General features: G+C 44.8%; 11 protein-coding genes and 1 pseudogene. 10 read left to right on the top strand and 2 right to left on the bottom strand.

Annotated elements, in window-relative coordinates; genetic code table 11:
• The 8 genes and pseudogenes from ACE3T3_RS06165 to ACE3T3_RS06130 all read left to right on the top strand — a co-directional run.
• A pseudogene (locus tag ACE3T3_RS06165) lies at positions 1-112 on the top strand (IS982 family transposase); the annotation flags it as partial.
• 63 nt (positions 113-175) lie between these two features.
• Positions 176-481, top strand: a complete 306-nt coding sequence (locus ACE3T3_RS06160) for a lysozyme inhibitor LprI family protein (RefSeq protein WP_374665092.1) — start codon at positions 176-178, stop codon at positions 479-481.
• 162 nt (positions 482-643) lie between these two features.
• Positions 644-2,098, top strand: a complete 1,455-nt coding sequence (locus ACE3T3_RS06155) for an OmpA family protein (RefSeq protein ID WP_374665076.1) — start codon at positions 644-646, stop codon at positions 2,096-2,098.
• A 96-nt stretch (positions 2,099-2,194) separates the two neighbouring features.
• Entirely contained in the window at positions 2,195-3,310 is a 1,116-nt protein-coding gene (locus tag ACE3T3_RS06150) for a DUF1311 domain-containing protein (RefSeq protein ID WP_374665074.1), read from the top strand.
• Between the two features lie 129 nt (positions 3,311-3,439).
• The gene (locus ACE3T3_RS06145) at positions 3,440-4,219 is read left to right on the top strand and encodes a Rossmann-like and DUF2520 domain-containing protein (RefSeq protein WP_374665072.1); all 780 of its coding nucleotides are present in this window, start codon (positions 3,440-3,442) and stop codon (positions 4,217-4,219) included.
• Positions 4,220-4,250: 31 nt separating this feature from the next.
• A complete protein-coding gene (locus ACE3T3_RS06140; RefSeq protein ID WP_374665070.1) occupies positions 4,251-4,922 on the top strand; it encodes a trans-aconitate 2-methyltransferase in 672 nt (223 codons plus the stop codon).
• Between the two features lie 133 nt (positions 4,923-5,055).
• Positions 5,056-6,669, top strand: a complete 1,614-nt coding sequence (locus ACE3T3_RS06135) for a GMC family oxidoreductase (protein WP_374665068.1) — start codon at positions 5,056-5,058, stop codon at positions 6,667-6,669.
• 76 nt (positions 6,670-6,745) lie between these two features.
• Positions 6,746-8,173, top strand: a complete 1,428-nt coding sequence (locus tag ACE3T3_RS06130; RefSeq protein WP_374665067.1) for a coniferyl aldehyde dehydrogenase — start codon at positions 6,746-6,748, stop codon at positions 8,171-8,173.
• A gap of 73 nt (positions 8,174-8,246) precedes the next feature.
• On the opposite strand, the gene trmB is transcribed toward ACE3T3_RS06130, so the two are convergent.
• Positions 8,247-8,963, bottom strand: coding sequence for a tRNA (guanosine(46)-N7)-methyltransferase TrmB (trmB, locus tag ACE3T3_RS06125; protein ID WP_374665065.1), 717 nt, complete (start codon positions 8,961-8,963; stop codon positions 8,247-8,249).
• A gap of 161 nt (positions 8,964-9,124) precedes the next feature.
• Complete coding sequence (locus tag ACE3T3_RS06120) at positions 9,125-9,496, bottom strand: ATP-binding protein (RefSeq protein ID WP_374665063.1); 372 nt, start codon at positions 9,494-9,496, stop codon at positions 9,125-9,127.
• 201 nt (positions 9,497-9,697) lie between these two features.
• On the opposite strand from ACE3T3_RS06120, the gene ACE3T3_RS06115 reads away from it, so the two are divergent.
• The gene (locus ACE3T3_RS06115) at positions 9,698-10,309 is read left to right on the top strand and encodes a glutathione binding-like protein (protein WP_374665061.1); all 612 of its coding nucleotides are present in this window, start codon (positions 9,698-9,700) and stop codon (positions 10,307-10,309) included.
• A 218-nt stretch (positions 10,310-10,527) separates the two neighbouring features.
• The gene (locus tag ACE3T3_RS06110) at positions 10,528-11,109 is read left to right on the top strand and encodes an NAD(P)H-dependent oxidoreductase (RefSeq protein WP_374665059.1); all 582 of its coding nucleotides are present in this window, start codon (positions 10,528-10,530) and stop codon (positions 11,107-11,109) included.
• Positions 11,110-11,111: the final 2 nt, after the last annotated feature.

Here is an 11,111-nt window from a genome sequence, read left to right as displayed (position 1 = left end):
TAAAGCTCGTAGTATTCATGGATTTCTGAGTGGGATTTACGCATCGTTATGTGCATATCAACTTAATCATCAAAATAAACCAACAATTCAAATTATGGAATCATTGGCTTAAGCAGGATTCGGGTTAGTTAAAACAGCACGGCAAAATGCAGCTGAAGTTGCGAAACAAGAAGAAATAAAACGTGCGGCAGAAGAAGATGCGGCCGCAAAAGAGTATCAAACTATTTTAATTTCTGAAGCTCAAACAAATTACGATAAGGCCAATGAAAACTTAAACTTAGTTTGGAATGCGACTTCGAAAGAAATACGTAACCAGCTTTTGGATGAGCAAAGAATTTGGCTAAAAAAACGTGAGTTAGAATGTAAATTGGACAGTTCGAATGCTGATAATCCTGAAGTTTATCGACTAAATTGCGAAATGAACATGACAACTCAGCGTACGAATGAATTACGCCAGAAAATTTACTATTTAGAACCTTAAGTGAAGCCATCAAAAGCCAGCGTCAGCTGGTTTTTTTCATTTACTCAGCGTCATGAAGAAATACAATTCATTACAGAATCAGTGGGCTATCGGCATAAACTGGTTGTTAAATGATCTAAAAATATTAAAAACCAATAAACAGCAAACGATAAATATCAAAGGATGGCCTCTATGAACAGTATTGTTGAATTGCTGAAGCAGCAGGTATCCGCCATTGTTCTCGATGGCGACAGTTCATTTTTCCAAGAGAAAAGTGATGCCTTAAGTATGTTTTATCCTTTTTTGCTGAGCATGTTGAAAGGGCAGCCGAGCCTGATCAGCAGTTTAAGCGGCCATTTGAATCCGCGTCTGGGAGATTTATTTGAAAGCAATGCGGCATTAAAAAACCAGTTTCTTGATCATGTTCGCGGGATTGTGCCCGTATTTGAAATTGAAAGCGCTTTATCTAAATCGATTTTGCCGGTTTTAGGCGTATTGGAAAATCAAGCAGGCTCATCTGAACCTGACGTTATTGCGCATCTGCTGAATACGCAGCAGGATGAAATTCAAAGCGCTTTGCCTGCTTGGGCGGCTTCAATCCTGTCAGGCTTAGGCATCGGCACTGCCGCTGCGCCAACGATTCATCAAGCGCCTGCCACAGCGTCAGACAGAAAATCCAGTCCATGGCCGGCAATGATCGCCATCATTATTTTAGGTCTGCTGGCTGCCTTTTGGTTTAAAAGCTGCTCAAATCAAAAGAAGGTGGAAGAATCTTTGCCGCCGATGCAAAGCGCTGCAGCGCAGCCGGCTTCATTGCAGCTCAGTACAAATGAAAAAGGCGCGCTGGTCAGTTGTCAAATATCGGTGAATAACAGCAGTTATATCGATATCCTGCAGCAGCAGGTGAAGCAGATTTTCAGCCATCCATTGGGCTGCGGCGCGGCTGCTGATGCAAGTTACCACACCGAATATATTGATCAGGACGCGATTCCATCGGTATTAAAATTGGTGCTGGGCACGCCAAATGTGTCGTTGAATTGGGTGGGCGATCAGCTGTCGATTCAATCGGCTCATCCGCAGGATGCAGAACGTTTGGCAGGCCAAATTAAAAACTTGGCGAAGCATATGAACATCATGGTGCAAAAGCCTGTAGATGAGAGTGCGGCGGTCAGCAACAGCCTTTCTGATGCGCAAAAAGCCTTGGCGGCGATTAATCCAGGCCATATTCGCGCTTTAGATGTCGCGACTGCGCTGAATCTGCAGATTATCAATTTTGCCTCAGGTTCATCTGCCATTCCAGATGCAAATAAATCCATTCTGGATCAGGCTGCGGCTTTAATGCAGCGGGCAAGGCACGTTGAATTGTCTGTGACCGGCCATACGGATGCAACCGGTAACGCCGAAGCCAATAAAACATTATCGCAGTCACGGGCGCAGGCCGTGGTGGATTATTTAATTAGTAAGGGCGTGGATCCTGCACAGCTGCAAGCCATCGGCATGGGGCAGGAAAAACCGATTGCAGACAACAGCACCCAAGAAGGTCAGTTTAAAAACCGCCGTATCGAGTTTGAAGTGTTGAATATAGACACGGGCGTGGTGCGTGAAGTGGGTGAAGAGGGAGTGAAAGAAAAACCTTAAGGCTGCATTTCATCTCTTGAGCTTGAAAAATATTCACAAATCCCTGCCGGATAGCGGGGATTTTTTATGCAAAATGTTTAAATAAAAGATGGTGAATTGCGTCTTTTTTTGCTTAAATACGCCAAAATTATAAAAAGTGAGGGTTTACCTGCAATGAATAGAATGATAATAGTTAGCGTATTGTGCGGTACGGCATTGTTTTCGGGCTGTGATTATTTTAAAAATAAGAAAGATTCATCTGCCAAAGAAGAGCCAAAGGTTCAGGCAGCCAAGGATTTTAGCTGTTCTGCACCTGTCAATGTAGAGCAGATTCAAAACCATTTAAAAGAAGATTATTTATCTCAATTAGAGCAGCGTTTGCGCCATTCAGGCTATGAGTCTGATCAGGTTTTATTAGAAAAAATTCGTAAAAATATTAAATTTGAAATTAATCATATTGCGACGCAAACAGAACAGCCTGAGCAAGCAAAACAACTTGACTGCAGCAGTTTAGTGGTCGCGATTTTGCCTAAAGGACTACAGAAGCGTGCAGAAAATGCCTATATAGAAGAACCATGTGAAGAGTGTGATGGTGAAGATTCTCAAGCTCAGAGTTCTTATACACTGCAAGATTCTATTAAGGGTGAGTGGGGTTCTTTAAAACTTCAAGATGATAAGATTAGCGGTTCAGATTTTAAATATAGCTTGGAACGCTCAGACAACAATGAAATTAGCTTGTCGGTGGAAAGTTCGAGTTTAGTTGGCTTGGCTGCTAAAATTTCAGAGTTGGCGGTGAATTTTGAGGCCTATCAAAAACGTAATAAGGCCAACATTGAGGCCAGCCAGCAAAGTGCAGATGAATACAATAAAGAGAATTCAGCACAAATGGCATTGGCTCAGAAAGCGCTCGATATTCGCCAAAAAGAAGTTGATGCAGAACAAAAAACAGCGGTGGAGCGCTTGAATAGCACATGGGACCGCTTTAGCCCAGAGCAAAAAACTGCACAGCAGCAAGATCAATTGGATTGGTTTGAAAAGCGCGATGTAGACTGTAAGGTGATTTCGCAAAAACGAGTATATGACTTAAAAGACAGTCAAATTGAAACCTATCAGCAGCAATATCGTTATTGGAATGATGCAATGGAAAAACAAAACCAAGCGATTCAATATAGCCAGTGTTTTGTGCAAAAAACCAAAGAACGCACCGTGTATTTAAATAATGTATTTAATTAAGCATTAACCGGCGCGGCATTTTGAATTTCAGCCTTTAAATGGTGCTATTGATAAAAGGGCGAATTGATTCGTCCTTTTTTTATAGGCATGCTAGGCAGAGTTAACATATTAAAGAAGATACACAGAAACATGCGGATTAGTTTTATAGGCACTGGGCGGGTGGCGCATCATTTGGCGCATGCGTTGAAGGCTCAGCATCAGATTGTGCAGATTTATAGCCGAAGCGCAGAACGGGCTGCCGCTTTGGCGGATAAAGTTTGCGCTTCAGCAGCTGCGTCTATGAGCAGTTTAGATGCGACTATTGATTTGCTGATTATTGCGGTCAGCGATAGCAGTATTGCCGATGTCATTCAGGCGGTGCATCCATATTTGCCTAATACTTTGATTGTGCATACCTCTGGCAGTACGGATATTGCCAAATTGACACAGGTGCATGAGCGGGCAGGCGTATTTTATCCCTTGCAGACTTTTAGCTTTGAATGCGAAATTGACTGGACGAATACGCCAATTTTTACTGAAGCGGCTCAGGAGCAGGATTTGAGTAGATTGACAGACTTAGCAGCTGAATTGAGCCAGCGGGTTTATCAATATAATTCTGCTCAGCGGCTCAGCCTGCATTTGGCTGCTGTCTATGCCTGCAATTTTGCCAATTATTGCTATGACATGGCGAAGCAAATTGTAGATGCCAAGCAGGTGGATTTCAGCCTGCTGTATCCGTTGATGCTGGAGACTGTGCAGAAAGCGACGCAGTCTGATCCTGAAATCATGCAAACCGGGCCGGCCATGCGCGGCGATCAGAACATTATCGCGATGCATACCGCCATGCTGGAACAGGCGCGTCGAAATGATTTAAAAGAGGTTTATGCTTTGATGAGTGAACAGATTTTAAAACGGCACCAGCCTTTTTAGGTTTTATCCACATTTAGATAAGGAAAAGATTTTGGCGAAGGATTTTTGCAGTCAGCAGGTGGTGGATAGCTATGATCAGCATATCCGCAAATTGATTCCGGGGTATGAGCTGGTTCACCAGCAGATTTTGGCCATCTTGCAAGCGCATTTGCCAGAACCGGCGCATGTGCTGATTATTGGGGCGGGAACCGGCTATGAGCTGGGTTATCTGCTGCAGGCTTTCCCGCAATGCATATTTACGGTTACGGAGCTTTCTCAGCGGATGCTGGACAAGGCAAAAGATTTTGCAGCGCCATGGAATAAGGATAATCGGGTTCATTTTGTTCTCGGCAGCAATACCGATTTTGACCCGCAGCCGCAATTTGATGCAGTCTTATCCATTTTGGTCACGCACTTTGTTCCTTTTACGGAAAAGCTTGAATTTGTCCGGGCTGCAAGATGCTGCTTGAAGCCCGGCGGCATTTTTTTAACTTTTGATTTGACGCAATTCAGGTTTGCGCAGGAAGCTGAATCTTTAAAGCAGATCTGTAAAATGAATGGGCTGATGGATAAGCAAACGCATGCAATGCTGAGCAGAATGAACGATGATTTTTATGCCTTAAGTGATGAGGAAACGGTGAACTTGATGCATGATGCAGGCTTTGCGCAGGTCAATTCATTTACCCAGGTGCTGTGCTATCAAGGGTTTATCGCGCAGCGCTGAATAGAAAAACGGTGCTTCAGCTGCATGCTGAAGCACAAAAAATGGCATTTAAGTGAAAACAGAGATGCAGCGCTTTGCTGATTTATGCTATTAAAAGAGCTGATACAAAAATAAAAAACCAAAGGAAAATAAAATGCAAATGGAATTCGATTACATCATTATCGGCGGCGGCAGTGCAGGCAGCGTATTGGCAAGCCGCCTCAGCGAAGATCCCAATATCACTGTCTGCCTGCTTGAGGCCGGCGGTCAGGGGGATAGCTGGACGGTGAATGTTCCTGCTGCATGCGTGATCAGCTTGCCGACTAAAATCAACAATTGGGCCTTTGAAACCGTGCCGCAAAAAGGCTTGAACGGCCGTAAAGGCTATCAGCCGCGCGGCAAATGCCTGGGCGGCTCATCAGCCATTAATGCCATGATTTATATCCGCGGGCACCGTTCGGATTATGATCAATGGGCTGCGCTTGGCAATACCGGCTGGTCGTATGATGAAGTGCTGCCATATTTTATCAAATCGGAAAATAATGAACGCATTCATAATGAATATCATGGAAATTCAGGCCCGCTTTCGGTCAGCGATGTCTGCAGCGACAATCCGATACATCAGCGCTATATCAATGCGGCTCAAGCACAAGGCTATAAAATTTTGGATGATTTTAATGGCGCAGAGCAGGAAGGGCTAGGCGTATATCAAGTCACGCATATCAATGGTGAACGCTGCAGCGTTGCCCGCGGTTATTTATTTCCGCATTTGAACCGACCAAATCTAACCGTGTGGACGCAGGCATTGACGCATAAAATACGCATTGAAAATAAAACAGCAGTAGGTGCGGAAGTGCAGCATGCGGGCCAGTTGAAGCAGCTGAAAGCCCGAAAAGAAGTCCTGCTTTGCGCAGGAGCGATTCAGTCTCCGCAAATTTTGATGCTGTCCGGAATCGGCGATCAGGCTGAATTGGCCGCGCATAATATTGAAGTGAAGCAGCATTTGCCGGGTGTCGGTAAAAATTTTCATGATCATCCGGACTTTATTTTTGGCTATGCTGTCAAAGATTCGGTGAATACGTTTGGCCTGTCCCTATCAGGCTCTTTGGGCATGATGAAGCAGATCAAGCGTTACCGCAGTGAACGCCGGGGTATGATTGCCTCGAATTTTGCTGAATGCGGCGGATTTTTAAAGAGTGATCCAGCGTTGGATATTCCGAATCTACAGCTGCATTTTGTGATGGCGCTGGTCGATGATCATGCGCGTAAATTCCATGCCAGTCACGGTTTGTCTTGCCATGTATGCTTATTGAACCCGCGCAGCCGCGGCAGTATACAGCTGAGCGGCAATAAAATTTCAGATCCTTTAAAAATCGACCCGAACTTTTTGGGTGATGAGCGTGATTTGGAAGACTTGATCAAGGGCTATAAGCTGACGCAGCAATTGATGCAGTCACCCTCATTGTCAGAATTGTATACGCAGGATCTATTTACTGCTGATGTGCATACAGATGAAGATATCCGCAAGATTCTCAGAGCGCGCACAGACACGGTTTATCATCCGGTGGGCAGCTGCAAAATGGGCGTGGATGATATGGCGGTTGTTGATCCCGAACTGCGGGTATACGGCATAGACTGCCTGCGTGTGATTGATGCCTCGATTATGCCATCTGTCGTAAATGGCAATACCAATGCGCCAGTGGTGATGATTGCAGAAAAAGCTGCAGATTTGATCCGCCAAAGTGCAATTCAGCAGCAAGTGGCGTAATGAGATCAAGATTTGGACTGACAAAACATAAATATTCATCTATTTTTCAAAGATAAAATGAAAAAAGGAAAAATGCATGACGATGGAACAGCCAGAATTTCAAACAGGGGGCGGTCTTGCTTTGGCGCAGATTTTTGCACAGCAAAAATTGGCCTTTCAGGCGCACAGCTATCCCAGCTATGAGCAGCGCAAGCAGCATTTGCATACACTGTATCAGATGCTGATAGACCATCAGGACGACATAGCAGCGGCCATCAGCCGGGACTTTTCAAACCGCAGCCAAGATGAAACCCGCCTGTTTGAAATCATGACCAGTTTAAATGGCATTAAGCACAGCCTGAAGCATTTAAAAAAATGGATGAAGCCGAGCAAGCGCGATGTCGGTATTTTATTCCAGCCTGCGAAGGGCTATGTGCTGTATCAGCCTTTAGGTGTTGTAGGAGTCATTGCACCGTGGAATTATCCGCTGTTTTTAGCGGTTGGGCCTTTGGCGCAGGCGCTCGCTGCAGGCAACAATGTCATGCTGAAAATGAGTGAATTTACACCTGAATTTTCAGCATTATTCCAAAAGCTGATTGCCGGCAGTTTTCAAGAAAGTCATGTCACTGTCATTATAGGCGATGCACAAATAGCGCAGCAATTTACTAAATTGGCGTTTGATCATGTGCTGTTTACAGGCGCAACGGCAATTGCGCCGCATGTGCTGCATGCGGCTGCAGACAATTTAACGCCAGTGACGCTGGAGCTTGGCGGCAAGTCGCCATCAATTGTGGCGCAGGATGCAGACCTGAAAGAAAGCGCGCGCCGCATTGCTTTTGGCAAAACCATGAATGCAGGCCAGACCTGCGTCGCGCCCGATTATGTATTGGTGCACCGCAGCCAGCAAGAGGCGTTCATACAAGCGTATTTTGATGCGCTGAAGCAGTTTTATCCGAACAGCATTGACAACAACCCGGACTACACGGCTATTGTCAATCAGCGGCAGTTTGAGCGTCTGCAGCATTATCTGGCCGATGCGCAGTCTAAAGGCGCACAGCTGATTCAAGAGCATGCTGCAGCCGAAGGACGCCGTATGCCGCATGCAGTCGTCACCGATGTCAATGATGATATGGCGCTAATGCAAAATGAGATCTTCGGGCCGATTATGCCGCTGGTTTGCTATGATCAAATTGAGGATGCCATTGCCTACATCAATGATAGAGAGCGCCCTTTGGCCCTGTATTATTTTGGCTATAACAAAGCGGAGCAGCAAAAAGTGCTGCAGGAAACCCACAGCGGCGGGGTATGCCTGAATGAAACGCTAATGACAGCAGGGATGGAAGACACGCCTTTTGGCGGCATTGGCGCTTCAGGCATGGGGCATTATCATGGGCATGAAGGCTTTAAAACTTTCAGCCATGCCAAATCTGTTTTTGTGCGGCCGAAATTCAGTTTGATGCGGCTGATTTACCCGCCTTATGGCACATCTATACAGCAGCTGATTTACCGCTTCTTTATCCGTTAATCAGGTTTGATCTCAAAATAAAAAAGCGCTCAATATTGAGCGCTTTTTTATGCTGTTAAAACAGCTACTTTGATCAGCCGATTTTTTTGAATAAGAAATCGTTAATCTTATGGCCAGCTTCTAGGCCGCGGCGTTCAAATTTAGTTTGCGGACGCCAGTCTGGACGCGGATAGCTGTTGCCTTTACCTGCAGCATTTTCAAGGTTTGGACGGTTATCTAAAACGTCCAGCATCCATTCTGCATACGGTTCCCAGTCTGTTGCAGCATGGAAGGTGCCGCCCATTTCCAATTTTTGCTCAACTAACGGCATGCGGTCATGCGAGACAAAACGGCGTTTGAAGTGGCGTTTTTTCTGCCAAGGATCTGGGAAGTACAATTGAACCGCATTGATGCTGTTATCCGGCATTTCGCGCAGCACTTGAATGGCATCAGCATCTAAAACACGCAAGTTTTTCAGCTCAGACATGCCCGCTTCAAATACACATTGCGCAATGCCTGGTACGTGAACTTCAATACCGACATAGTTGCGCTCAGGATTGGCTTTGGCCATCAATACCAATGAACGGCCCATGCCAAAACCGATCTCTACGGTCAATGGACGTTCAGGATGTTCAAAATGCTGACGCAAATCGCCAACAGGATATTCCAAAATTAAGTGACCATATTGTTCAAGCGCAGTACGTTGAGAGGTGTTCAGCGGTGCTGAGCGGCGCATAAACGTCACGATTTCTCGCTGTTCGCTTAGGTTGTCCAGCTCTACGACTTGCTGGTCTAATTGATCGTTCGACATAACTTTGGCAAATCTAAAAAATTCAGAATGCGGTATTTTAAGTCCTGAGCCGGACAAGTCAAACTTTTTGCCCTGAATTTCTGCATAAAATCGTTCAGATCAACGCTCTGTCATGCACTGAATGATGGCCGTGAAATGACCCATCTCGGCCATATCCAAGGTCAATGCCATGCTGAGGCAGGCGCTTCTTGCACATCCGCTGTTAAGGGCAGTATGACTTGAATGACCATGCATCCTGTACGAGATTCCACTTGAAACTGTCTGCCTAAGCATTCTATACGCGCGCACATGCTTTGCAATCCAACATGCAGACCCGATTCTACGGTGCTAGGGTCAAAGCCAATACCATTGTCCTGAATTTCTAGAATTAGATCATCATCATGTTTATGCTCTTTATATTCATGCAGTGCAGCGCGAACATGTGCTGCTTGGCTATGTTTTAAAATGCTGGGCAGGGCTTCTGTAGCTGCATAGGGCGGTAATACAGTGCAACACGCTTGGCAGGGTATTTCACATTGGTGCGTATTTTTCATCAAAATTAAACCGCGCGTATGTTAAATCATCAGTATGCAAAAATGCATCGCGGATTTACTTGAAAAAAGCGGTAATTTAGACAATATTCAAAGGGTAAATGGTTTTTCATTTACGCTTTTTTGCAATTTACAGGTATGGTCACTTGAAAGTTTGTTAGAAGCGATTTAAAACAGTTAATAGTTCAATAACAAGGATCAGATATGAAGCTTTATTATTCTCCGGGCGCTTGCTCGCTGGCATCACATATTATTTTAAATGAAATTAATGTAGATTTTGATTTGGTTCGCGTTGACCTAAAAACACATAAAACAGAAAAGGGCGCAGATTACTATGATGTTAATCCAAAAGGCTATGTGCCTGCTTTAGAGATTAATCCCGGTTTGATCCTGACCGAAAACGTGGCGATTTTACCGTTCCTTGCGCAGCATGATCCCAAACAAGATTTGATTCCGCCGTCAGGCTTAGGCCGCGCTAAAGTTTTAGAATGGCTTGGTTATCTGAATTCAGAACTGCATGATGCCTATTCGGTTTTCTTTGGCGCGCCGCTGAATGATGATGCAAAGGCAAAAGGCTATGCCGAAGTCGACCGTCTGCTGAGCTATATTGATAAATCGATTGGCGGATCGGACAATGATTATTTGGTGGATGATAACTTTGGCCCAGCTGATGCTTATTTATTTGTCTTGACCAACTGGTCTAAGGCGATTGGCCATGACTTGGCGCCGTATAAAAATATTATTGCGCTGCGCAATAAGGTGGCAGAGCGCCAATCCGTGCAAATTGCAATGCGTGATGAAGGCTTGATTCCTTAAGGCTGGACTGCTGATTATCAGGAAATAGGGATAGGATTTGCCGAACATCAGCCTTAAAAAACCGCTAGATGCAGATACATAAAGAACGCCTTCGGGCGTTTTTTTATGGGCATAAATAATTCATGATTTTTAGTCAATAATATTTTGTAAATTACGGAATTTTTCGCAATAAAAATTGCCGATATAGTGCGTTCAGAAATAAATTTGAAGGCTTTGATATGAGCAATATCCTGATTGTGAATGGCGCTAAAACCTTTGCGCACTCTAATGGCGAGTTAAACGACACCCTAACGGATTTAGCTGTATCCGTTTTATCTGATTGGGGGCATCAAGTCAAAACGATCCGTGCGGATTCAAATTATGATGCCCAAAAACAAGTGCAGAATTTCCTTTGGGCTGATACCGTCATCTATCAGATGCCCGGCTGGTGGATGGGCGCGCCGTGGACGGTGAAAAAATATATGGATGATGTATTTACGGAAGGGCACGGCAGTTTATATGCCAATGATGGCCGTTCACGTTCCGATGCATCGAAAAAATACGGTTCTGGCGGTTTGATTCACGATAAAAAATATATGCTGTCCTTAACCTGGAATGCGCCTATGGATGCCTTTACCGAATCGGATCAATTTTTCCATGGGGCGGGTGTCGATGGGGTGTATCTGCCTTTTCATAAGGCCAATCAGTTTTTAGGCATGCAGCCATTGCCGACTTTTATTGTGAATGATGTGATCAAAGCGCCTGATGTTGAGCGTTATATAGCGCAGTATTGTGAGCATTTAACGCAGTATTTTGCATGATT

The sequence above is a fragment of the Acinetobacter sp. genome (assembly GCF_041919735.1).
Classification (GTDB): Bacteria; Pseudomonadota; Gammaproteobacteria; order Pseudomonadales; family Moraxellaceae; genus Acinetobacter.
Note: the sequence above shows the minus strand (reverse complement) of the source record. Positions and strands in the feature narration are given on the sequence as shown.

What these genes read in the sequence shown, in the direction of transcription:
- ACE3T3_RS06155 (WP_374665076.1), top strand. Translation starts at nt 644, where the DNA reads ATGGCCTCTATGAACAGTATTGTTGAATTGCTGAAGCAGCAGGTATCC.
- ACE3T3_RS06145 (WP_374665072.1), top strand. Translation starts at nt 3,440, where the DNA reads ATGCGGATTAGTTTTATAGGCACTGGGCGGGTGGCGCATCATTTGGCG.
- ACE3T3_RS06135 (WP_374665068.1), top strand. Translation starts at nt 5,056, where the DNA reads ATGCAAATGGAATTCGATTACATCATTATCGGCGGCGGCAGTGCAGGC.
- ACE3T3_RS06130 (WP_374665067.1), top strand. Translation starts at nt 6,746, where the DNA reads ATGACGATGGAACAGCCAGAATTTCAAACAGGGGGCGGTCTTGCTTTG.
- trmB (WP_374665065.1), bottom strand. Translation starts at nt 8,963, where the DNA reads ATGTCGAACGATCAATTAGACCAGCAAGTCGTAGAGCTGGACAACCTA.
- ACE3T3_RS06120 (WP_374665063.1), bottom strand. Translation starts at nt 9,496, where the DNA reads ATGAAAAATACGCACCAATGTGAAATACCCTGCCAAGCGTGTTGCACT.
- ACE3T3_RS06115 (WP_374665061.1), top strand. Translation starts at nt 9,698, where the DNA reads ATGAAGCTTTATTATTCTCCGGGCGCTTGCTCGCTGGCATCACATATT.
- ACE3T3_RS06110 (WP_374665059.1), top strand. Translation starts at nt 10,528, where the DNA reads ATGAGCAATATCCTGATTGTGAATGGCGCTAAAACCTTTGCGCACTCT.